This is a genomic window from Variovorax glacialis, from assembly GCF_051216375.1.
Classification (GTDB): Bacteria; Pseudomonadota; Gammaproteobacteria; order Burkholderiales; family Burkholderiaceae_C; genus Variovorax.
Genome location: NZ_JBPJZT010000002.1, coordinates 173,420 through 194,937 on the forward strand (window position 1 = coordinate 173,420; position 21,518 = coordinate 194,937).

Consider the following 21,518-nt stretch of genomic DNA (forward strand, 5'->3'; position numbering starts at 1 on the left):
TGCAAGCCCTGACGGGCGAAGTTCACTGTAGCGAAGTTTCTCACCAACACCCGATCAGGAAAACACTGAGCCTTCTTTGCAACCGGGTGTCACAGACGCTCCATATACTGATTCGATGTCCTCCATCGTGTTGATCGATATCGCCAAATCCTGGGGCGAGAGCACCGCATTGCATGCCGTCAACCTGGAGATCCAGCCGGGCTCATTCTGCGTCCTCCTCGGCCCTTCGGGTTGCGGCAAGTCGACGACGTTGCGGATCGTTGCAGGTCTGGAGAGCGCCACGGGCGGCCAGGTGCTGATCGATGGCCAGGACGTCACCACGTTGCCGCCGGCCCGCCGCGGCATTGCGATGGTGTTCCAGAACTATGCGCTCTTTCCGCACCTGAGCGTGGCCGACAACATCACTTTCGGACTCTCGGTGCGCAAGACGCCCGCCGCGGAGACCGCGCAGCGCCTGCGCGACGCCGCTGCGCTGCTGGGTCTCGGCGCGCTGCTCGACCGCAAGCCCTCGCAACTCTCCGGCGGCCAGCAGCAGCGCGTGGCGCTGGGACGTGCACTGGTCGCCCAGGCCAAGGTCTGTCTCATGGATGAACCGCTGTCCAACCTGGACGCCCAACTCAGGCAGGACATGCGCCGCGAACTGCGCGACCTGCAGCGCCAGCTCGGCCTCACCGTGGTCTACGTCACCCACGACCAGACCGAGGCGATGAGCATGGCCGACCAGGTCGTTTTGCTGAACCAGGGACGGGTCGAGCAGGCGGGGATGCCGCGCGATCTCTATGCCCGGCCCGCCACCACCTTCGCGGGCCGCTTCATCGGGACCCCGCCGATGAACCTCGTGACGCTGGACGACGGCCGCATCGCCGGCAGCGACGTCGCCATCGGCCTGCCCGCCGCCACGCTCGGCGTACGGCCCGAAGCCATCGTGCTCGATCCGCAAGGCATTCCGGCCACGGTGCAGAGCGTGGAATACCTCGGCGCCGACCTCGTGCTGCGCTGCGTCATAGGGACCGAGACGCTGCTCGTGCGCACGGCCGGCCAGCACCACGCCGAACCCGGCGACCGTGTCGGCCTGCGCTGGGCCAGCCAGGATGCGCACGGCTTCGATTCCGGTGGCCGACGCATCGATTGATTCACAACTTTCCAGCCACTCCCAAGGACAAGAACGACCATGCAACGCAAGACTTTCATCCGGACGCTCGCCGTCCAAGTGATGGCCGCCGCCGGCCTCTTTGCCGGCAGCGCGGGCCTGCTGCACGCACAGACGCCGGTGGAACTGCAGTTCTACTACCCGGTGGCCGTCGGCGGCCCGATCGCGAAGACCATCGACGGATTCGCCGCCGGCTTCATGAAAGAGAACCCGGGCGTCAAGGTCACCCCGATCTACGCAGGCACCTACCAGGAAACCATCGTCAAGGCGCTGACCGCGCACAAGTCCGGCACGCCGCCGGTCACGTCGGTGCTGCTCTCGACGGACATGTTCACGCTGATCGACGAAGAAGCCATCGTCCCCTTCGACGACTTCGTCAAGACGGCGGATGACAAGGCCTGGCTCGGCAGCTTCTACAAGGCCTTCATGATGAACAGCCAGACCGGCGGCAAGACCTGGGGCATTCCGTTCCAGCGCTCGACCGTCGTCATGTACTGGAACAAGGAGCTCTTCAAGGAAGCGGGCCTGGACCCGAACAAGCCGCCGACGACCTGGGCCGAGCTCAAGGACACGGCCACCAAGCTCACGAAGAAGGACGCCAGCGGCAAGGTGTCGCAATGGGGCGTGCAGATTCCTTCCAGCGGCTTCCCCTACTGGCTGTTCCAGACGCTGACCACGCCGAATGACGCCATCCTCGCGAACGAAGCCGGCACCGCGGTCAGGTTCGACGATCCGAAGGTGATCGAGGCGCTGCAGTACTGGGTCGACCTCGGCAAGGCCGGCATCCACCCGCCCGGCGTGGTCGAGTGGGGCACCACGCCCAAGGACTTCTTCGAGAAGAAGGCCGCGATCATCTACACCACCACCGGCAACCTGACCAACATCAAGACCAACGCGAAGTTCGATTTCGGTGTCGGCATGATCCCGGGCAACAAGCGCAAGGGCTCGCCGACCGGCGGCGGCAACTTCTACATCTTCAAGAAGTCGACGCCGGCGCAGCAGGAAGCGGCCTTCAAGTTCGTCAAGTGGATCACCCAGCCCGAGCGCGCCGCGCAGTGGAGCATGGACACCGGCTACGTCGCCGTCTCGCCCGCCGCCTACGAGACCGACACGCTGCGCAAGTACGGCCGCGACTTCCCCGCGGCTCTCGTCGCGCGTGACCAGTTGCCCGTGTCGGTGGCCGAGTTCTCGACGCACGACAACCAGCGCGTGACCAAGGCGCTGAACGACGGCCTCCAGGCCGCACTGACCGGCACCAAGACACCGGCGCAAGCCATGCAGGACGCCCAGCGCGAGGCCGACCGCATCCTTCGCGCGGTCAAGTAGGTATCACCGCAAGGATGGCCGGCCCCAGCATCGCCACCGGAAGCACCGCATCGCGCAACGCGCTGCACGCGTGGTTGATGCTGTTGCCGGCGCTGGTGCTGCTGGTCGCGTTCACGCACTGGCCCGTCGTCTCGACGCTGATCGACAGCTTCTTCTCCGCGCCCAAGGGCAGGCGCCCGGGCGTGTGGGTCGGGCTCGAAAACTACGCGGTGATGACCAGCGACCCGGTGTTCTGGAAGGCGGTGCGCAACAACCTGTGGTTCGCGGGTGCGACCATCCCGCTGTCGATCGGGCTGGCGCTCGTGATGGCGCTGTGGGTCAACGAGCGCATCGCCGGCCGCGCCTTTTTGCGCATGGCCTACTTCACGCCGACGGTGCTGCCGATGATCGCGGTGGCCAACATCTGGCTCTTCTTCTACACCCCGCAGTACGGGCTGCTGGAGCAGATCACCGGGGCGCTCGGCCTTCCCTCGCACAACTGGCTGGGCAGCCCTTCCACCGCGCTGGGCGCCGTCACGCTGGTCGCGGTCTGGAAGGAAGCCGGCTTCTTCATGATCTTCTACCTGGCCGCGCTGCAGACGCTCAACCCGAGCCTGCGCGAGGCGGCCGCCATCGAGGGGGCATCGCGCTGGTACTTCTTCCGCCGCGTGCAGTGGCCGCTGCTGATGCCGACCACGCTGTTCGTGCTCGTCAACGCCTTCATCAATGCGTTCCGCATGGTCGACCATCTCTTCGTACTTACCCGCGGCGGACCGGACAACGCGTCGATCCTGCTGCTCTATCACCTGTACGAGGTCGGGTTCAGTTTCTGGGACACGGCCTATGCGTCGGCGATCACGGTGGTGCTGGTGGTGGTGCTTGCCGGCATTGCGCTTTTCCAATTCTTTGTCCTGGACAAGAAGGTGCACTACAGATGAGCTCGCCCCCAGGCTTCCCGCACTTCGTGTCGGTACGCCACCCCCCTACCGGGGGCGGGCCGGCCGCTTCGGGCGGCCGTGCGCGGCGGCCCCCGCGTGAAGGGATGGCGCCATGACTACGGCGGCGCCGGCGCAGCGGCTGGCCTTCAACGAGCCGACCTGGTTGGACACGGTGGCTGCGTGGCTGCTGGCGCTGCTGTGGATCCTGCCGCTGGCCTACGCTGTATGGACGGCGTTTCATCCTGCCGAGTATTCGACGCGCTTCGCGCTCGCAGCGCCGCTCACGCTGGACAACTTCCGCCGCGCCTGGGAGGCCGCGCCCTTCGCGCGCTATTTCCTCAACACCACGCTGCTTGTCGGCATGGTCCTTGTCGTGCAGCTCGTGCTGGGCACCCTGGCGGCCTACGCCTTCGCACGCTACGAATTCAAGGGCCGCGGCATCGCCTTCGCCCTCGTGCTGGTGCAGCTGATGATCATGCCGGACATCCTGCTGGTCGAGAACTACAAGACCATGGCCCGGCTCGGCCTTGTCGACACGCTGGTGGCGATCGGCCTGCCCTACTTCGCCTCCGCCTTCGCGATCTTCCTGCTGCGGCAGACCTTCATGGGTATTCCGAAGGAGCTCGACGAGGCCGCGCGCGTCGAGGGCGCGACCGCCATGCAGACGCTCTGGCGCGTGTACGTGCCGCTGGCGAAGCCTGTCTACACCGCTTTCGCGCTGGTGTCCGTCAGCTTTCACTGGAACAATTTCCTCTGGCCGCTCATCATCACCAACAGCGTCAACGCGCGACCGTTGACGGTGGGGCTGCAGGTCTTCTCGTCGGTCGACCAGGGCGTCGACTGGTCGGTGATCACCGCGGCCACGCTGATGACATCGGCGCCGCTGCTGATCGCGTTCCTGCTTTTTCAGCGTCAGTTCGTGCAGAGCTTCATGAGGGCCGGCATCAAATGAAACTCGTGACCTGGAACACCCAGTGGTGCTGCGGCCTCGACGGGGTCGTGAGCGCCGAACGCATCGTCGACGGCGCCCGCGCCATGGGCGACTTCGACGTCCTGTGCCTGCAGGAAATCGCGTCCGGCTTCGACGCTATGGAGGGCCGCCCCGGCGACCAGCCCGCCGAACTGCAGGCGCTCCTGCCGGGCTTCCAGCTCTTCTTCGGCGCGGCGGTAGACGAATTCGACGCCGAAGGCCGCCGCCAGCGCTTCGGCAACCTGATCGCCACGCGGCTGCCGGTATCCCGCGTCCAGCATCACCTGCTCCCCTGGCCCGCCGACCCGAGCGTGAGCAGCATGCCCCGCATGTGCACCGTCGTCACCCTGACCAGCCCTGAACTCGGCTCGATGCGCGTGATGACCACCCACCTGGAGTACTACTCGTCGACCCAGCGCCTGGCCCAGGCCCGCGCCGTCCGCGCCCTCCACGTCGAAGCCTGCGAGCAGGCCGCCACGCCCCCCGTCGCCGAACTCCGCGGATCGCCCTTCCAGCCCAAGCTCCACACCCCCCAGGCCATCCTCTGCGGCGACTTCAACATGGCAACTTCCGACCCCGCCTACGACGAAATCCAGCAGTCCTTCACCGACCCCGCACTCCCCGTCGGCGGCACCCCCGACAAGCGCCTGCAGGACGCCTGGCCCCTCGCCCACCCCGACCGCCCCCACGACCCCACCTTCCGCCTCTTCGACCGCAGATACGGCCCCGACCCCCTCGCCTGCGATTTCGTCTTCGTCAGCAACGCTCTAGCCCCCCGAGTGCGCCGAGTAGAAGTCGACCTGAACACCCAAGCCTCCGACCACCAGCCAGTACTGGTCGAACTCAGCGACTGATAGCGCACCGAAACGCCAGGAACACCGAGGAACCGGCTCCGCCGGGCCGCAGGTGTTGCCCCCGGTAGGGGGTAGGCGTCTACACGAAGTGAGTAAGCCTGGGGGCGAGCTACATGACCCCGAAGGTAGCCAACGCCTCGCAGGCGCTCATGCCGCTGCGGATCGCATCGGCCACCTTGTTCTCCGTGCGCACCTTGTCGAGCGCCTTCGCCACCGCTTCGGCCTCGACGGCCCGCGGGATGACCAGCACGCCCTCGCGATCCCCGAACAGCAGGTCGCCCGGCGCAATGCGAACCCCATCGATCTCGATGGTGCAGCGGTAGTCGATGACCTGCCCGCGCACACCCTGGTCCTGGGCGTAAGTGCCACGGCAGAAGACGTTGAACTGCAGCCGCTCGATCTCGTCGGCGTCACGCACGTAGCCGTCCAGAATCGCCCCGGCCGCCTTCAGGTGCCGCGCCCGGGTCGACATCAACCCGCCCCAGAGCGCGTAGCGCAGCGACGCACCGGTGGCGATGTAGATCTCGCCCTCCTTCAGGTCGTCCAGCGCCTCCAGCATCAGCCCGAAAGGCTTGCCCGACAGCGGGCCGGCCGATCGGTTGCCATCGTTGATCACGTCGGCTTCGAGCACCGGCATCGCGCGGCCGACGATGCGCATCGTCTTCTCCAGCGGTGCGATGCCCGCGGGGAGGAACTGATGCTGGTAGCCCATCGTGTCGAGCACGTCGCCCACGGCGGCGACGAAGAGTTCGTCGCGGATGACTTGGAATAGCTCAGCGTCGTTATTGTTCAAAGCATCTCCTCCGGATACCGGAAACGCCGCGGACCGGGTTGCCCCCTGGAAGGGGGTGCCCGAGTCACACGAAGTGGGCGAGGCTGGGGGTCAGCGTTCGATGGTCAATGCCACGCCCATGCCGCCGCCGATGCACAGCGAGGCGATGCCCTTCTTGGCATTCTGGCGTTGCATCTCGTGCAGCAGCGTCACCAGGATGCGGCAGCCAGACGCGCCGATCGGATGGCCGATCGCGATCGCGCCGCCATTCACGTTGACCTTGTTCACGTCCCAGCCCATCTCGCGGTTCACAGCACAGGCCTGTGCGGCGAAGGCTTCGTTGATCTCGAGCACGTCCAGATCCTGCGGCTTCCAGCCAGCGCGTTGCAGCGCCTTCTGCGAAGCAGGCACCGGACCCATGCCCATGAACGCCGGATCGAGACCGGTGCTGGCATAGCTCGCAATGCGGCCCAGCGGCTTGAGGCCCAGTGCTGCTGCCTTCTTCGCGGTCATCACCATCACGGCGGCAGCGCCGTCGTTCAGGCCCGATGCGTTGCCGGCCGTCACGCCGCCGGCCTTGTCGAAGGCGGGACGCAGGCCGGCCAGCCCTTCGGCATTCGTCTTCCGGTTGATGAACTCGTCCTTGTCGAAGACGATCGGGTCGCCCTTCTTCTGCGGGATATTGACCGCGACGATCTCGTCCTTGAACTTGCCGGCGTCCTGCGCCGCGGCGGCCTTGGTCTGGCTGCCCAGCGCCAGTTCGTCCTGCGCGGAACGGCTGATGTCGTACTTCTTCGCGACGTTCTCGGCGGTGATGCCCATGTGGTACTGGTTGTAGACGTCCCACAGGCCGTCGACGATCATCGAGTCGACCAGCTTCCAGTCACCCATGCGCTGGCCGTTGCGCGAGTTCGGCAGCACGTGCGGCGCCAGGCTCATGCTTTCCTGGCCACCGGCCACCACGATCTCGCTGTCGCCGGTCGCGACGGCCTGCGCCGCCAGCATCACGGCCTTCAGGCCCGAACCGCAGACCGCGTTGATGGTGAGCGCCGGGGTTGCGTTGATGATGCCGCTCTTCAGCAGCGCCTGACGCGCCGGGTTCTGCCCGCTGCCCGCCGTCAGCACCTGGCCCATGATGACTTCGCCGATCTGGTCGTTGCCGACCTTGGCGCGTTCGAGCACTTCCTTGATCACGATGGCGCCCAACTCGGTGGCCGGGATGCCGGCCAGTGATCCGCCGAACTTGCCCACGGCGGTGCGTGCGGCTGAAACGATGACGATGTCTTCCATGGTGTGCTCTCCGATGCGTGGATTGAATTGACAGGGAAAAGGGCTCAGGCTTTCGCCTTGACGTAGCGTCCCGGCGCGGGCTCGGTCGCCTTGTAGGCGCTGCCTTTGCCGTAGGTCTTGGGTGCAGCGATCTGCTTGCCTGCGTGGGTCTTGAGCCAGTTGGACCAGTCGGTCCACCAGCTGCCGGGGTGCTCGATCGCGCCTTCGAGCCAATCTTCCTGCGTGGCCGGCAGCTTGCCGTCGGCGCGGATCCAGTGGCTGCGCTTCTTCTTGACCGGCGGGTTGATCACGCCGGCGATGTGGCCCGAAGCGCCCATCACGAAACGTTTCTTTCCGCTCAGGACCTGCGTCGATGCGTACGCACCGCCGATCGGCACGATGTGATCCTCGCGCGAGCCGTAGATGTAGACCGGTGCGTCGAAGCTGCCGAGGTCCACCTTTTCGCCGGCGACGGTGAGGGCGCCGGGCTGGGCCAGCTTGTTCTCGTGGTAGGTGTTGCGCAGGTACCAGCAGTACATCGGGCCCGGCAGGTTCGTCGCGTCGCTGTTCCAGTACAGCAGATCGAAGGGTGGCGGTGTCTCGCCCTTGAGGTAGTTGCCGACCACGTAGTTCCACACGAGGTCGTTGGGGCGCAGGAAGCTGAAGGTCGATGCGAGTTCGCCGCCTTTCAGCAGGCCGCCCTTGGCCATCTGCATCTCGCGGAACTGCACGAAGGATTCATCGATGAAGATGTCGAGTACACCGGTGTCGGTGAAATTGAGCAAGGTCGTCAGCAAGGTCACCGAGGAGGCGGGCTGCTCGCCGCGTGCCGCGAGCACGGCCAGCGCGGTACTCAGGATCGTGCCGCCGACGCAGAAGCCGAGCGTGTCGATCTTGCCGCCGTTCTTGTCCTGGCCGGTGATCTCCTGCGTGACGTGGATCGCCTTGATGGCGGCGTCCTCGATGTACTGGTCCCACGTGTAGTGCTCCATCGACGCATCGGGGTTGCGCCAGCTCACCACGAAGACGCGGTGCCCCTGCTCCACCGCGTAGCGGATGAGCGAGTTCTCGGGTTGCAGGTCGAGGATGTAGAACTTGTTGATGCACGGCGGCACGAGCAGCAGCGGCCGCTCGTAGACCTTGGCGGTGAGCGGCTTGTATTCGAGCAGCTGGAAGAGATCGTTCTCGAAGACGACGGCGCCCTCGGTGCTACCGACATTGCGGCCGACCTCGAAAGCGCTCTCGTCCGTCATGCTCAGGTGGCCTTGCTGCACGTCGTGCAGCAGGTTCTGGATGCCCTTGGCGATGCTCTCGCCCTGCGTTTCCAGCGCCTTCTTCTGCGCCTCGGCGTTGAAGGCCAGGTAGTTGCTGGGCGACGAGGCGGCCATCCATTGTTCGACCGCAAAGCGAAGGCGCGAGCGGGTCTTCTCGTCGGCTTCGACGGCCTCCGCCATGCCCAGCAGCGTGCGCGCATTGAGCAGATAGACGGCGGCCGCAAAAGAAGCAACGGGATTGCTGCTCCACGCTTCGGCGGCGAAGCGCTTGTCGCCGATGGACCGGTTGGCCACGTCCTGGCGCCAGAGTTCGGTGGCTTCGCTGACGTACTGCTGCTGCAGTTCCTGCAGCTTCTCGGTGGACAGCGAGAAGCGCGGCATGTCCCATGACGCGGCCTGGCCATTGCCATTGCCGCCCATGCCCAGCGACTGGAATGATTCGAGCGCCTTGCTCCATCCCTGGGTCAGCGCCTGCTGGAAGGGCGCAAAGGTCTCCGCCGCACTGGCGTGTGCTTGTTTCATGATGTCTCCGGCTCCCTCACCTCTTTGAAACGGGTTTTGAGTATGCTGCATTCAGAGGCACCCCACCAGCGCGGTGCCCGATACCTTCCTGAAAACATCGTCTATGCACCTCGTCGTCATTGCCTGGCTCTATGTTGCCCTGATGATGGCGGTCGCAGAGGCCACCAACACCAACGGCACCGTGCTCGGCGCGGTCTTCACCTTTCTACTGTACGGCTTGCTGCCGGTGGCACTGGTGGTTTACCTGATGGCGACGCCGGCCCGGCGCCGCGCCATCAAAGCGCGTGAGGCTGCGGAGCGCGAGGCTGCCATCGAGGCGGCCAGGGCGAAATCAGTCGCGCCAGATGCAGGCGGCGAAGCGCCCGCTGACGCGGTCGCGCCGGTGCGAGAAAAAGCGTAACGGGTTGTGCACGGTGCACCAGGCTTCGCTGCTGTCGTTGCCGTGGAGCTGCGTCACCCCGGCGGCGCGCAGCCGCTGACGGGCGAGGCCCGGCAGATCCGCCAGCCATTTGCCAGGTGAGCCTGCCGGCTTGAAGCATGTGCCCGCCCCTGGCGTGGAGGCTTCGAAGGCCGCCCGGACCTCGTCGCCCACCTCGAACGCATCCGGCCCGATGCAGGGGCCGAGCCAGGCCATGAGTCCTTGCCTGCCGCCCTCGGTCTCGAAGGCATCGAGCGTCCGTTCCAGCACGCCCCCGGCGAGCCCGCGCCAACCTGCATGCGCGGCGGCGATGCGGCGCCCCGTTTCATCGGTGACCAGCACGGGGAGGCAATCGGCCACCATGATCGTGCAGGCGATGCCGCTTTCGACGGTCGTGCAGGCGTCCGCCGTGATGCCATCGGCGCTGGACACGCCCAACGCCGCCAAGTCCGTGCCATGCACCTGCTGCAGGAACACTGGCCTCGCCTTGATCGCATCGCGCAGGATGGCCCGGTTGGCGCGCACGTGCTCGGCTTCGTCACCGACGTGGTCGCCCAGGTTCAGGCCCTGGTAGTTGCCGACCGAGACGCCCCCGGCCCGCGTGGAACACAGGGCATGCACGCCGGGCGGCGCCGGCCAGTCGGGGACGATCCAGTCGGCGGCGTTCACGCTTCGGCGTCAGGGCAACGCGAAGGCTGCGCGCGCTGGAAGGCGTCGAGCTGCATGCACGCCTCGAACGCCGCCATGGTGCGCGGCAAGCCGCTGAAGTCGCAGTCGAAGCGCTGGCCGTTGAAGACCTGCGGCACCAGGCAGCAGTCGGCCATGGTTGGCGTATTGCCGTAGCAATAGGGGCCGGCGGGAAGCAGCGCGAGCTGGCGCTCGAAAGCCTCCATTCCCACGCGCACCCAGTGGCGGTACCACGTGTTCTTGGCCTCGTCGCCGAGCTTAAGGTCGTGGACGAGATACTTGAGAACGCGCAGGTTGTTCAGCGGATGGATCTCGCAAGCGACGGTCTCCGAAAGCGCTCGCACGCGCGCACGGCCGACTGGATCGCGCGGCAGCAGCGCCGGCTCCGGGTTGGTCTCGTCGAGGTATTCGATGATGGCCATCGACTGCGTGAAGCGCTCGCCATCGTCTTCGAGCAGGGGCACCAGCATGTCGGGCGAAATGGCGGCGAAGGGCCCCGTCCGGTGCTCTCCGCGCGCGATGTGCACGGGGATGTACTCGTAGTCGAGCCCCTTGAGATTGAGCGCGATGCGCACGCGGAAGGAGGCCGAGGATCGGAAATAGTTGTGCAGCTTCATCATCCGGCAAGCATAGCCTTGCCACGCCACCGGGGCCATTCCCCCGGGCGGCTGGCCCTGCCCTCTGGCACACTGCCGTTTTCGCAGAAAAGGACGGTTTTCCCATGGCTTCCGAGTACGTTTTCACCCCCCACCCTGTCGTGTCGATTCCCGTGGTCGGCCAGCCCGCGCGCTTTCCGGTGCATCGCATCTACTGCGTGGGCCGGAACTACGAGGAGCATGCCAAGGAAATGGGCTTCACCGGCCGCGAGCCGCCCTTCTTCTTCATGAAGCCGGCCGATGCGGTCGTGGTCGTCGACGCCGGCACGACCGGCACCATGGCCTACCCGACCCTCACCAAGAACCTGCACCACGAGATCGAGCTGGTGGCGGCCATCGGCACGGGCGGCAAGAACATCCAGGCGGCCGATGCGCACAAGCACATCTTCGGCTACGCGGTCGGCCTGGACATGACGCGCCGCGACCTGCAGAACGACATGAAGAAGCAGGGCCGGCCCTGGGACATCGGCAAGAGCTTCGAGCAGAGCGCGCCGATCGGCCCGATCGTCCCGGTGGCGCAGGCCGGCGATGTCGAGAAGGCAGAGATCTCCGTGCAGGTCGGCGGCACCGACCGCCAACGCAGCAACGTGAGCAAGCTGATCTGGAACATCGCCGAGACCATCGAGCACCTGTCGGCCGCGTGGGAGCTGCAACCCGGCGACCTGATCTTCACGGGCACGCCCGAGGGCGTGGCCGCCGTCGTCGCCGGCGACACGCTGGTGGGCGAGGTCACCGGCCTGCCGACGCTGACCGTCAAGGTCGTCTGAACATGGGCCTCGACGCTCGTCGGCGGGCGGACTGAATGTTCCTGCGCGTCCCCATCAAGCACTGCAAGAACTGCGGCACCGCGGTCGTCTATCGCCTTCCGGACGACGGCGACACCAAGGAACGCGCGGTCTGCCCTGCCTGCAACACGATCCACTACGAGAATCCGCTGAACGTGGTCGGCACTGTCCCCGTGCTGGGCGATCGCGTGCTGCTGTGCAAGCGCAACATCGAACCACGCTGGGGGAAGTGGACCTTGCCGGCGGGTTTCATGGAGCTCAACGAGACGACCGAACAAGGCGCGGCGCGCGAGACGACGGAGGAAGCCGGCGCCGAGTTCGAGATGGAAGGCCTGTTCGCGGTCATGAGCGTGGTGCGCGTGGGCCAGGTCCACCTGTTCTACCGCGCCAGGCTGCTGAGCGACAGCTTCGATCCGGGCCACGAGACCATCGAGGCCCGGCTTTTCACGGAGGAAGAGATTCCGTGGGAAGAGATTGCGTTCCGGACGGTCAAGGAAGCGCTCCAGCGCTTTTTCGAAGATCGGCGCCGCGGCAGCTTCGACCACGTCCACACGGTGAACATCGAATGAAGCGAAGCCAGCCGTTCGCGGCCTTTGCGCTGCTCCTTGGCTTCGCGGCGACCGCGGCGCATGCGCGCGCGGAGCCGGTGGGCGAAGTCGATACGGCCTTCAAGCTGATCGGCCCGGACCACAAGATCGTGGTCGAAGCCTATGACGACCCCAAGGTGAATGGCGTGACCTGCTACGTCTCCCGCGCCAAGACAGGCGGCGTCTCCGGCGCGCTCGGCTTGGCCGAGGACAAGTCCGAGGCGTCCATCGCCTGCCGGCAGGTGGGGCCGGTCAGCGTCACGCAACCCCTGCCCAAGCGCGAGGAGGTGTACAGCGAACGCCTGTCCATCCTCTTCAAGCGGCTGCGCGTGGTGCGCATGGTCGACGCGAAGCGCAACACGCTGGTCTACCTGACCTACTCCGACCTCCTCGTCGACGGGTCGCCGAAGAACAGCGTGACCGCGGTTCCGATCGATCGCACCGCGCCGATCCCGCTGAAGTAGCGCAGGAGCCCCCCGCATGAGCAGCAGCGCACCCGGCAATGCTGTCCGCGAGCTCTATGTGGCGCTCTGGCACTTCGCCGAGGGCGCGCGCCCGCAGATGCTCAGCGCGACCGCGTTGCTCACCGGTTCGCAATTGCTCCGGCTCACCATGCCGTGGCTTGCGGCGCAGGCCATCAACGCACTGCAGACCGGGGACATCGAGGCGTCCGGCAAATGGATCGCTGCGCTCGCGGGCATCTATCTGTTCTCGTGGGTGATCCACGGGCCCGGGCGGATCCTCGAGCGCAACGTGGGGCTGCGCGTGCGCGAGAGGCTCGCCGACACGCTCTACGCCCGCATCGCCGCCGCGCCACTGGTCTGGCATGACGGACATCACTCGGGGGAACTGCAGCACCGCGTGCACCAGGCGAGTCGGGCGTTGTCGGACTTCGCGCAGAACCAGTTCATCTACCTGACGAACATCGTGAACTTCATCGGGCCGCTGGTAGCGCTGACGCTGCTGTCGCGCGTCAGCGGTGCGACGGCGATCACCGGCTACGTGGTGATCGCCATCATCATCGTGCGCTTCGACCGCGCACTGATGCGGCTCGCGCGCACCGAGAACGATGCCGACCGGCGCTACGTCGCCGCCCTGCTCGACTTCCTCGGCAATGCATCGACGGTCATCGGCCTGCGCCTGTCGACCGCATCGCGAGGACTGCTGGGGCGGCGCATGGAAGCCATCTCCGCACCGCTGAAGCGCACCGTCGTGCTGAACGAAGGCAAGTGGTTCGCCGTCGACCTGATGGGACTGGCGCTGACCTGGGGTCTGGTGGTGGTGTACGTGTGGCAGTCGCGCACGCCGGGGCAGGCGGTGATGCTGGGCTCGGTCTTCATGATCTACCAGTACGCGCAGCAGGCCGCGAGCGTGGTGTCGTCGATGGCGGCCAACTTTCAGTTCTTCGCGCGGATGCACACCGACTACAGCAGCGCGGCGCCAATCTGGGCTGCGCCAGCGCGTCTGGACGATCTTGCGCAGGAACGCATCGACCCGGACGTGTCCTGGAACACCGCGCAAGTCGATGGACTGGTGTGGAACTACAACCCACGCGGCACGCAGGCACCCGGCGAGACCGCCCGCAGCGGCTTGCACGAGGTGTCGCTCACGCTGCGCCGCGGCGAGCGGATCGCATTGGTCGGCCCGAGCGGCGGAGGCAAGAGCACCCTGCTGCGCGTGCTGGCCGGCCTTTACGCGCCGCACGGCGGCACGCTGGCGATCGATGGCCAGGCGCAGCCGTGGTCGCGTCTGCGCACCATCGCCACCTTGATTCCGCAGGAGACGGAAGTCTTCGAAGCCAGCGTGCGCGAGAACCTGGGATTCGGCCAGCCTTTCGATGACGAGGAACTACTGGCGGCCATGCACGTGAGCACCTTCGACGAAGTGCTGAAGGCCACGCATGGCGAACTTGACACGCCCCTGTCGGAGCGCGGCTTCAACCTGTCGGGCGGCCAGCGGCAGCGCCTGTGCCTGGCGCGCGGGGTGCTGGCCGCGCGGGGCAGTTCGCTGCTGCTGCTCGACGAGCCCACCAGCGCGCTCGATGCGGCCACCGAGGGCCGCGTGCTCGAACGCATCGGTGCCGCGTTTCCCGAGGCCTGCGTGGTCGCGTCGATTCATCGCCTCAGCCTGCTCGATCGCTTCGACACGGTGGTGCTGATGGAAGCCGGCAAGGTGGTGGATGCCGGCCCGCGCGCCGCCGTGCTGGCGCGCCAGCCCATGCTGCGAAAGATGATGACGCCGGTGGCACCCACTCCGTGCTAAAAAAGGGCAACCCGGCCCCGAGACCGGGAACCCTTTTTGTCATATCCGTTTCAAAAAGCGCCATGCAAGACCAGAAACACCTCCTTCGCGCCGGCTTCACCGTGCTGGCCGCGGCCGTCCTGACGGCATGCACCGCGCCTCCGCAACGCACGACGACGCAGCCGTTCTACCCCTTGCCCCCGGTGGCCCAGCCCGCTCCGCCGGCCGTGACGCCGCCTCCGCCGAAACCGCAGGCCACGTTCATTCGTCCGGCGAACGGGCGCACGCTCTCGGGCTTCGACGGCACCCGCAACAAGGGCGTGGACATCGCCGGCAACATGGGCGACCCGATCATCGCGTCGGCCGATGGCCGGGTGGTGTATGTCGGCGGTGAATTGCGCGGCTACGGCAACATGGTCATCGTCAAGCACAACGACACCTACCTGACCGCCTATGCGCACGCACAGACGATTCTGGTGAAAGAAAAGGACGTCGTGCGACAAGGCCAGAAGATCGCGGAAATGGGTAACAGCGATGCCGACCGCGTCAAGCTGCATTTCGAGATCCGCAAGCAGGGCGTGCCGGTCGATCCGGAGCCCTATCTCAGCGGGCAGCTGAACTAGCCGAGCAGCGCCAGGGTCCCCGGGTCGGACCGGCCTGCAAAGTACTTCCGCAGGCACTTCTCGAAGACCTCCACGGAGGGATCGGCCTTGGCGAACAACGTCATGGACGACCAGAACTTCTGGTCGTCCGGCGCGCCGAAGATCTCGCGCACCGAGCGCCCCTCCACCTTCGACACCAGTTCGCTGCACTCGCGCAGCCTCGACCCGAGCAGCGGATGCGCGAGGTAGGCCTGCGCCTCATCGAACGATGCAATGCCATAGCGCCACGCCATCGCGCTCTCGCCGAGGCCACGCATCTGCGGGAAGACGAACCACATCCAATGGGTGCGCTTTCTGCCCGCGCGCAACTCGGCGAGGACGCTGTCGACCACGCCATCCTGGGCGTCCACGAAACGCTGCAGATCGAAGGAATCGCTCATCGGATGAAGTTCCTGTAGGCGGCTTCTGTCCCCGCATTGCGACTATGACGTGCACCTATCGGATCGCGAAAGCGTGAAATCCATGAGCCCAAGAAAAAAGGAGCACACCATGATCTGCGAGGCGATCCATTGTCCCGATACGGCGACGGTCCGGTTCGCGATCTATCCCGACGGTTTCGATGGACCTCGCATCATGGCCCGCATTGCCGACGACGCACTGGACGAGGTCTTCGGAGCGGGCAACGATGAAACGGGGCTGCTCGATGCGTGCGAAGCGAATTTCCAAGCGATCGAATCGAAGGCACTGGAGCGCTACCGGGCTTCGCCTTACCTCCCAGTGACGTTGGCGGCCGCGGATTTCGAGCCGATCATCTACCTGGACGAAATCTCCTGCGGCCCTCAAGGCCGAGCCCCGCAGGAAGGTATTGCCCAGGGCGGCGTCTAGCTGCGACACTGGGCGCGATGCGCTCAGATCCTTCATCCGCTGTTTCTCGGGAAGCAAGGGCCGCGCACTGGAGTGCTTCGATCCGGTTGTTCCACTGGGTCATCGCGGCGCTCATCTTCACGCAGTTCATCCTCGGCTGGCTGGCCGCAAGCTGGCGGCTTTCGCCGACAAAGATCAACCTCTTCGTCTGGCACAAGTCGATCGGCATACTGATCCTGGTGCTGGTCGTCTTGCGGCTGCTGAATCGCCTGACCAAGCCCACGCCGGCGCTTCCTTCTGATATGCCCGCATGGGAACGCACCGCGGCGCGGGCGAGCCACATCCTGCTCTATGTCCTGATGATCGCAATGCCCCTGACTGGCTGGATCATCAACTCCGCGGCAGGCGTACCGTTCCGGGTCTTCTGGCAGGTGCCTCTGCCGGCGTTGCTTGCGCCTGACAAGGAAACTGCGGATCTCGCCGCGCTCGTGCACTTCAGCCTCGGGATCGTTTTCGTCGCGCTGCTCGTCCTGCACATCGGCGCGGCGCTGCGACATCACTTCGTCAAACACAACGATGTGCTGATCCGCATGCTGCATGCGAGGCCTCATTGAAATGAAAAGACTGCTCTGCACTTGCGCCCTGCTCGCGTGCGCCGCGCTGCAATTGGCGCACGCCGCCGACTGGAAGATGGACGCGGCGGCGAGCCGCCTGGAGTTCGTCGCGACTTTCGAGAAAGCGGCGGCGCCGGGCGTGTTCAAGGAGTTCGACACGCGGCTGAGTTTCGACCCCGACAAGCCCACGGGCGGTCGACTCGACGTCACCATCAGCGTCGCGAGCGCGGACATGGCGAGCGCGGACATCAACAAGGCCATCGCCGGCGTCGAGTGGTTCGACTTTGCCCGTCATCAGCAGGCGGAGTTCCATTCGACCGACATCCGCCCGGCCAATGCGCAGAGTGGCAGCTACGTCGCGCGCGGCACGCTCACGCTGAAAGGGGTGCAACAACCGGTGGAAGTCCCGTTCAAGTGGGCCGCCACCGCGGATGGTGCAAACATGCAAGGCGAGTTCGTCGTAAGGCGAACGCCGTTCGGCATCGGCACGGGCGAGTGGACCGCGACGGACGTGATCGGGCCGGAGGTCACGGTGAAGTTTCGCGTGAAGTTGCTCAAGGCCTCGTGAATGCTGCGCCTCGGCTATGTCATTGCATGCGCGACCTTGATCGCGGGATGCGCTTCGCCGATGCGCGCGACGGCGCCCGTCGCACCGTCGACGACGCAAGCCGCGCCGGAAGGCTTCGTTGGCAAGCCCTACGAGCAGGCGGCGGCGCAAGGCCGGCCGGTCTACCGCGTGGCACCCGAGGGGTCGATCGTCGCCATCCTTGTGCGGCGCGGCGGGTCTCTCGCGCATCTGGGCCACGATCATGTCGTCGCGAGCCGCAGCGTGCAGGGCTACATTGCCGCTGACGAAGGCAGTGCCGATCTGTATGTTCCCCTGGTCGACCTGTCGGTCGACGAGCCGGCGCTGCGCACCGAGGCGGGGCTGGACACGCAGCCCAGCGAGTCGGACATCGTCGGTACGCGCTCGAACATGCTCGACAAGGTGCTGGACACACAGCGCTATCCCTACGCGCTCATTCACATCAACGGCCCGGCAGCGCCTCAGGGCGGGATCCGGCTCGATGTCGCACTCACGCTGCACGGCGTCACCCGGTCCTTCGACGTGCCGGCGCAGATGGAGACGAAGCCTGGCGAAATGAAGGTGGCTGGAACGCTGGAGTTCGATCAGTCGGACTTCGGCATGGCGCCCTTCTCGATTCTTGGCGGCGCGATCCAGGTGCAGGATCGGCTGAGCCTGCGTTTCAGGATTCTTGCGCGACCTCTTGACGCCCGATCATGAGCGCCCGGAGGTCGTTGTAGCGCGACACGAAATTGACGAGCACGCTGGCCGTCCAGGCAAAGGTGAAGATGCCCGACATCGCGATGATCGGAGGCACCATGCGCCAGGCGCGAGGCAGTGAAAACGGCTCCCCCAGGGCGGTGTAGCAGTTCGCGGAAAAGTACGCGGCCGTCGACCAGTTGGCGACGATGTCGCCGAAGATCAGGGCGGCCGACCAGACCACCACTTCCGCAAGATGCAGCGCCAGCAGCATCATCACCATCACGGTGAACAGCAGATCTGCCTGCCATATCGAAGCGCGCGACTTCAGCGCGGTGGTGCGCTTGAGATAGGAACTGGTGATGACGCGGATCCAGAAGGCATGGAACATGATCACCGTGACGAGCACCGCACCGCCGAACATGATGTCGGGCAGCGGCAGCGCCTGGGTCAACGCGTTTTCGACCATGCTGGGCCTGAGGCTGGAGAACTCCGAAGCGGCCGTCGAGACGACGGCCGGCAGCGACTCGGAATCAATCTTCTGGTCAGCCATGATGAGCATCCTCGGTTCGGACAGGATCGGAATTGTCCGCGCCATGGTAGCGGTGGATCGAGGCTATGGCTCGCCGCGCGATGCCATCAAGGCCTGATGAAGCTTGTCCAGGCCGCGGACGAGAACACGGACTTCCGCCAGTGACAGGGCGGCGGTCCATTGCGCCACCTCGACGTGATCGTCCTCGTTCCGGTTCTTCCAGAACTGGTGATGCTTCTTCGTGAGGCGCAGGCGACGGACGCGACCGTCCTGCTCGTCGGCAACGATCTCGAGAAAGCCCTTGCGCTCCAGGACACTCGCAATCTGCTTGAGGTTCTGGTGGCTCATGGCCAGCCTCGCGGCCAGTTGCTTCAGCGTCGGCGCCTCGGCCTGGCCTTGCAGGACCTGCAGCAGCATCGCCTGCTGGGTCGTGAGGCCGCTGTCCGAAAGCTGTCGGTCCATGCGCGTGCGCAACTCCATGCCATTGGCAACGAGGAGCCGGAAGAGCATGACGCGCTCGGCCTTTGCAGCACCCCTTTTCGCCTCCAGGCCAAGGCTGAGAATTTGACGTCGCGAATCCATAAGTAATATATTACCTTTATGCGGTCGACCTGGCGATCGCCAACGCCACGGAGGCCCCATGATCGCCCTGTTCCCCAACTGCGGCTTTCTCTCCGAAACCTCGCGAATGCTCGCCATAGCCCGTGCGCTGCAGGCGCGTGGCGAGCCGGTGGTGGTCGCCACGCACGGCGGTCCCTACACGCGCGTCCTCGACGAGGCAGGCATGCCCTACACGCTTCTGTCACCGACCATGGACACGCGGCGCTGCGAGGAGTTTCTGGCCGGCATCATCGCCCTCGGCAGGCCCGGGTCCCGGCTTCAGACGGCGGACGAAGTTCGCGATGGCGTGCGCAGCGAGGTCGAATTCCTGCGTGCGCATTCGGCGGAGATGGTCGTGATCGGATTCACGTTGACCGCCTACCTGTCCTCGCGCATCGTCGGTATTCCCGTGGCCGCATCGCACGGCGGCTCCTACGTTCCGCCGGTGTTCGAACGTGGCCTCGCGCCGGCGCCTTCGCAATCGCCGATCCCGCCGCTCGATTGGCTGCCCGCATCGATGCAGAGGTTCATGGCGAACGCCGGCCCGCCTCGCCTGCGAGCGCCTGTCGCCTTCCTCAACGAGATCGCGACGGAACTCGGCGTCGAGCCGGTCCCCAGCCTGGCCGCACTGATGCTCGGCGACCTGACCTTGGTCACCGACGTGCCCGGGGTGCTGGGCATTCCCGACGCCGACATGACGGCCTGGCGACCGAATGGCAGCGGAGCGTATCGGCCATCGACGCGGTTGCGCTACGTCGGGCCCCATCTACGCCCGGCTCGACATGCCCGTTCCCGATCGCGTGGACGACTTTCTCGATCACGCGCAGCCAGTGGCCTATGTCGCGTTGTCATCGAGCGCGCCGGCGTTCATTCGGCGCGTGGTCGCCGGCGTTCGGGAAGCCGGCCTGCCGGTGCTCGTCGGCGCGACGATCCATGAACTGGGCGATCTGGAGGGTCCGGACGTCTTGGTCGAAGGCATCCTGCCGAGCCACCTCGTCATGCCGCGCGCGACCGTGGCACTGATCATGGGTGGACAGGGCAGCGTGCAGACGGCGATGGTCAGCGGCACGCCCTTCGTTGGATTTCCGCTGCAGCCGGAACAGGAACTCAACGTGGCCCTGGCGATACGTCAAGGCATGGCCATCGCCATCGGCCCACGGCACATGGATGAGGCCAAGGTTGCGCGAGCAGTGCGCGAGATCGTCACGCAACCCGCCTACGCCGCAGGCGCCGTCCGGGCGCGGCAGCATTACGTCGACGTGGATGGCCCCGGCTGCGCGGCGGACGCCCTGATCGAGCACCTGCGCATGCCTGCCGCTGCCGGCGTCACTTCGTGGGTGCAGGCTGAACGCGGAGCGCGACACTTTCAGTGATGTTGGCCACGACCTGGTCGCCGGTCTTGACCTCGTGCAGCACCTTCGGGTCGCGCACCTTCACGTCATAGAGCATGCCGCTGGGGCCCTGGAGCGTGGCAACGCCCCGCTTGGCATCGACGCTTTCGACATTCGCGACGATGGTCGTGCGCTTCGTGACGACCCCGCCCGGCTTCGCGCCGCGTGCCGCGACGGCGGCCGAGTCGGTCTCGACCTTTTCGCGAATGCCGTCGCCGCCCTTCACCAGGGCGAGCGCCACGCCGATTCGGTAGCTGAGGCGAACGCGATCGCCGACCTTCACCTGGTCGAGCTTCTTGACCGCCGGGTCGACCCTCATCTCGCCGATGTTCCCCTTGGGGCCCTTGATCGAGACGATGCGGTGGGTGAGATCGATCGCTGTAACCTCACCGACGACGGATACGACCGTCGAGCCGCCTCTCGCGTCTTCGAGTTCCACCTTCTGCCTGGCGGGCGTCTGGGCGCCGGCCATCCCGCCGGTCGCTCCAAGCAGCAGGGCTGTGCAGGTCGTTGCCAGGAAGTACTTGCCAGTGATCATTGCGGGGCTCCAAAGGTGCGGCCCAGTTTCGCCCGGTGCCCCAGGGCGTGTCAATCGACCTACAGCGGCCCGCGCTGACTCCGTGGCACGCCCGGCGCCGTGGGCGCGTCCGCCTGCACCCTCTCCTGATCGAGATTCACCAGAAGCCCGTGCATGGTCATCATGCGCATCGCTTCGACCTGGGTGAACTCCTGGTCGGTCGCGATGAACCGCATCTCGTAGGTTCCCAGTCGGATGGCGTCTCCGTGCACGAGCACCTGGCTCTCGATGCGCACGTCATTGACGAATGTCCCGTTGCGGCTGCCGAGGTCGGTGATCGTGACGAAGGCCTGCTCGACATCGATCACCGCGTGGTCGCGGCTGGCCTGACCGGAGTCGACGATGACATCGTTGGTCGCGCCGCGTCCGACCTTGTTGTCATGGGGCTGAAGGAGGACCTGTCGCGTCTCGCCGGCGGAGGTCATCATCAGAAGCATCGGCATGGTGACTCCTTATCCGATACGGCTGCGACTGCCGGCGGCGGGTTGAATGGGGTTCTTCATGCCGATGATAGGCATCGCCATGAGCGGGAGTGATCTTGAGGGACTTGGGAATACCTACGCGCGACCCGGCTCGCCGGAGAGCACGCATGCGCTACTGTTATCGGCCGACGATAGCGCAATTGAAGGGGTGACCCGTCAAAAGA

The 21,518-nt window shown here is 65.9% G+C and carries 27 protein-coding genes; 17 read left to right on the plus strand and 10 right to left on the minus strand.

The genetic code is table 11. The annotated features are described in order from the left end of the window. Positions 1-115 precede the first annotated feature (115 nt). The 5 genes from ACSFBL_RS05160 (at position 116) to ACSFBL_RS05180 (ending at position 5,217) form a co-directional block, all read left to right on the plus strand. The gene (locus ACSFBL_RS05160; RefSeq protein ID WP_435514682.1) at positions 116-1,132 is read left to right on the plus strand and encodes an ABC transporter ATP-binding protein; all 1,017 of its coding nucleotides are present in this window, start codon (positions 116-118) and stop codon (positions 1,130-1,132) included. A gap of 39 nt (positions 1,133-1,171) precedes the next feature. After that, positions 1,172-2,476 carry an ABC transporter substrate-binding protein gene (locus ACSFBL_RS05165; protein WP_435514683.1) on the plus strand — a complete coding sequence of 435 codons (1,305 nt, stop codon included), beginning with the start codon at positions 1,172-1,174 and terminating at the stop codon, positions 2,474-2,476. Positions 2,477-2,490: 14 nt separating this feature from the next. Next, complete coding sequence (locus tag ACSFBL_RS05170; protein WP_435514684.1) at positions 2,491-3,393, plus strand: carbohydrate ABC transporter permease; 903 nt, start codon at positions 2,491-2,493, stop codon at positions 3,391-3,393. A 112-nt stretch (positions 3,394-3,505) separates the two neighbouring features. Next, positions 3,506-4,345: a carbohydrate ABC transporter permease gene (locus ACSFBL_RS05175; protein ID WP_435514685.1), complete on the plus strand. Its 840-nt coding sequence runs from the start codon at positions 3,506-3,508 to the stop codon at positions 4,343-4,345. Beyond that, positions 4,342-5,217: an endonuclease/exonuclease/phosphatase family protein gene (locus tag ACSFBL_RS05180; RefSeq protein WP_435514686.1), complete on the plus strand. Its 876-nt coding sequence runs from the start codon at positions 4,342-4,344 to the stop codon at positions 5,215-5,217. The genes ACSFBL_RS05175 and ACSFBL_RS05180 overlap by 4 nt, the downstream gene beginning before the upstream one ends. 109 nt (positions 5,218-5,326) lie before the next feature. Here the strand turns inward: ACSFBL_RS05180 and ACSFBL_RS05185 are convergent, their stop codons facing one another. The 3 genes from ACSFBL_RS05185 to phaC all read right to left on the minus strand — a co-directional run bounded on the left by ACSFBL_RS05185 (position 5,327) and on the right by phaC (position 9,054). Beyond that, positions 5,327-6,010: an RraA family protein gene (locus tag ACSFBL_RS05185; RefSeq protein ID WP_435514687.1), complete on the minus strand. Its 684-nt coding sequence runs from the start codon at positions 6,008-6,010 to the stop codon at positions 5,327-5,329. Positions 6,011-6,100: 90 nt separating this feature from the next. Beyond that, positions 6,101-7,279: an acetyl-CoA C-acetyltransferase gene (locus ACSFBL_RS05190; RefSeq protein ID WP_435514688.1), complete on the minus strand. Its 1,179-nt coding sequence runs from the start codon at positions 7,277-7,279 to the stop codon at positions 6,101-6,103. Positions 7,280-7,323: 44 nt separating this feature from the next. Next, on the minus strand, positions 7,324-9,054 hold the full coding sequence (gene phaC / locus ACSFBL_RS05195) for a class I poly(R)-hydroxyalkanoic acid synthase (RefSeq protein ID WP_435514689.1): 1,731 nt from the start codon (positions 9,052-9,054) through the stop codon (positions 7,324-7,326). 103 nt (positions 9,055-9,157) lie between these two features. Between phaC and ACSFBL_RS05200 the strand changes: the two genes are divergently transcribed. Next, positions 9,158-9,454, plus strand: coding sequence for a hypothetical protein (locus ACSFBL_RS05200; RefSeq protein ID WP_435514690.1), 297 nt, complete (start codon positions 9,158-9,160; stop codon positions 9,452-9,454). Here ACSFBL_RS05200 and pgeF read toward each other — a convergent pair. Both pgeF and maiA read right to left on the minus strand, forming a co-directional pair. Continuing rightward, positions 9,386-10,141 carry a peptidoglycan editing factor PgeF gene (pgeF, locus tag ACSFBL_RS05205; RefSeq protein WP_435514691.1) on the minus strand — a complete coding sequence of 252 codons (756 nt, stop codon included), beginning with the start codon at positions 10,139-10,141 and terminating at the stop codon, positions 9,386-9,388. The two genes, ACSFBL_RS05200 and pgeF, sit on opposite strands and share 69 nt — an antisense overlap. Next, positions 10,138-10,776, minus strand: a complete 639-nt coding sequence (maiA, locus tag ACSFBL_RS05210; RefSeq protein ID WP_435515320.1) for a maleylacetoacetate isomerase — start codon at positions 10,774-10,776, stop codon at positions 10,138-10,140. The genes pgeF and maiA overlap by 4 nt, the downstream gene beginning before the upstream one ends. Before the next feature lie 104 nt (positions 10,777-10,880). On the opposite strand from maiA, the gene ACSFBL_RS05215 reads away from it, so the two are divergent. The 5 genes from ACSFBL_RS05215 (at position 10,881) to ACSFBL_RS05235 (ending at position 15,051) form a co-directional block, all read left to right on the plus strand. Then, entirely contained in the window at positions 10,881-11,582 is a 702-nt protein-coding gene (locus ACSFBL_RS05215; RefSeq protein WP_435514692.1) for a fumarylacetoacetate hydrolase family protein, read from the plus strand. Between the two features lie 35 nt (positions 11,583-11,617). Next, a complete protein-coding gene (locus tag ACSFBL_RS05220) occupies positions 11,618-12,169 on the plus strand; it encodes an NUDIX hydrolase (protein WP_435514693.1) in 552 nt (183 codons plus the stop codon). Beyond that, positions 12,166-12,651, plus strand: a complete 486-nt coding sequence (locus ACSFBL_RS05225; RefSeq protein ID WP_435514694.1) for a CreA family protein — start codon at positions 12,166-12,168, stop codon at positions 12,649-12,651. The genes ACSFBL_RS05220 and ACSFBL_RS05225 overlap by 4 nt, the downstream gene beginning before the upstream one ends. A 16-nt stretch (positions 12,652-12,667) precedes the next feature. Then, on the plus strand, positions 12,668-14,449 hold the full coding sequence (locus ACSFBL_RS05230; RefSeq protein WP_435514695.1) for an ABC transporter ATP-binding protein: 1,782 nt from the start codon (positions 12,668-12,670) through the stop codon (positions 14,447-14,449). A 62-nt stretch (positions 14,450-14,511) separates the two neighbouring features. Beyond that, positions 14,512-15,051 carry a murein hydrolase activator EnvC family protein gene (locus ACSFBL_RS05235; RefSeq protein ID WP_435514696.1) on the plus strand — a complete coding sequence of 180 codons (540 nt, stop codon included), beginning with the start codon at positions 14,512-14,514 and terminating at the stop codon, positions 15,049-15,051. Here the strand turns inward: ACSFBL_RS05235 and ACSFBL_RS05240 are convergent. Further along, positions 15,048-15,470, minus strand: a complete 423-nt coding sequence (locus ACSFBL_RS05240) for a DUF1810 domain-containing protein (RefSeq protein ID WP_435514697.1) — start codon at positions 15,468-15,470, stop codon at positions 15,048-15,050. The two genes, ACSFBL_RS05235 and ACSFBL_RS05240, sit on opposite strands and share 4 nt — an antisense overlap. Positions 15,471-15,543: 73 nt before the next feature. On the opposite strand from ACSFBL_RS05240, the gene ACSFBL_RS05245 reads away from it, so the two are divergent. The 4 genes from ACSFBL_RS05245 to ACSFBL_RS05260 are packed head-to-tail and all read left to right on the plus strand — an operon-like array spanning position 15,544 to position 17,793. Beyond that, the gene (locus tag ACSFBL_RS05245) at positions 15,544-15,915 is read left to right on the plus strand and encodes a hypothetical protein (protein WP_435514698.1); all 372 of its coding nucleotides are present in this window, start codon (positions 15,544-15,546) and stop codon (positions 15,913-15,915) included. A 17-nt stretch (positions 15,916-15,932) separates the two neighbouring features. Beyond that, on the plus strand, positions 15,933-16,508 hold the full coding sequence (locus tag ACSFBL_RS05250; RefSeq protein WP_435514699.1) for a cytochrome b: 576 nt from the start codon (positions 15,933-15,935) through the stop codon (positions 16,506-16,508). A gap of 1 nt (position 16,509) precedes the next feature. Continuing rightward, the gene (locus ACSFBL_RS05255; RefSeq protein ID WP_435514700.1) at positions 16,510-17,076 is read left to right on the plus strand and encodes a YceI family protein; all 567 of its coding nucleotides are present in this window, start codon (positions 16,510-16,512) and stop codon (positions 17,074-17,076) included. Then, positions 17,077-17,793: a YceI family protein gene (locus ACSFBL_RS05260; protein WP_435514701.1), complete on the plus strand. Its 717-nt coding sequence runs from the start codon at positions 17,077-17,079 to the stop codon at positions 17,791-17,793. Here ACSFBL_RS05260 and ACSFBL_RS05265 read toward each other — a convergent pair. Beyond that, positions 17,756-18,325 carry a hypothetical protein gene (locus ACSFBL_RS05265; RefSeq protein ID WP_435514702.1) on the minus strand — a complete coding sequence of 190 codons (570 nt, stop codon included), beginning with the start codon at positions 18,323-18,325 and terminating at the stop codon, positions 17,756-17,758. The two genes, ACSFBL_RS05260 and ACSFBL_RS05265, sit on opposite strands and share 38 nt — an antisense overlap. A gap of 63 nt (positions 18,326-18,388) precedes the next feature. Next, complete coding sequence (locus tag ACSFBL_RS05270; RefSeq protein WP_435514703.1) at positions 18,389-18,814, minus strand: MarR family winged helix-turn-helix transcriptional regulator; 426 nt, start codon at positions 18,812-18,814, stop codon at positions 18,389-18,391. A 130-nt stretch (positions 18,815-18,944) separates the two neighbouring features. On the opposite strand from ACSFBL_RS05270, the gene ACSFBL_RS05275 reads away from it, so the two are divergent. Both ACSFBL_RS05275 and ACSFBL_RS05280 read left to right on the plus strand, forming a co-directional pair. Then, on the plus strand, positions 18,945-19,841 hold the full coding sequence (locus ACSFBL_RS05275; RefSeq protein WP_435514704.1) for a glycosyltransferase family protein: 897 nt from the start codon (positions 18,945-18,947) through the stop codon (positions 19,839-19,841). Then, positions 19,783-20,277, plus strand: coding sequence for a glycosyltransferase (locus ACSFBL_RS05280; protein WP_435514705.1), 495 nt, complete (start codon positions 19,783-19,785; stop codon positions 20,275-20,277). Before ACSFBL_RS05275 ends, ACSFBL_RS05280 begins: the two co-directional genes overlap by 59 nt. Here the strand turns inward: ACSFBL_RS05280 and ACSFBL_RS05285 are convergent. Together ACSFBL_RS05285 and ACSFBL_RS05290 are read right to left on the minus strand one after the other, a co-directional pair. Continuing rightward, positions 20,231-20,833, minus strand: coding sequence for a hypothetical protein (locus ACSFBL_RS05285; protein ID WP_435514706.1), 603 nt, complete (start codon positions 20,831-20,833; stop codon positions 20,231-20,233). The two genes, ACSFBL_RS05280 and ACSFBL_RS05285, sit on opposite strands and share 47 nt — an antisense overlap. Before the next feature lie 59 nt (positions 20,834-20,892). After that, positions 20,893-21,315 (minus strand): FHA domain-containing protein, encoded by a 423-nt coding sequence (locus tag ACSFBL_RS05290; RefSeq protein WP_435514707.1) that lies wholly within the window; start codon positions 21,313-21,315, stop codon positions 20,893-20,895. Positions 21,316-21,518 lie beyond the last annotated feature (203 nt).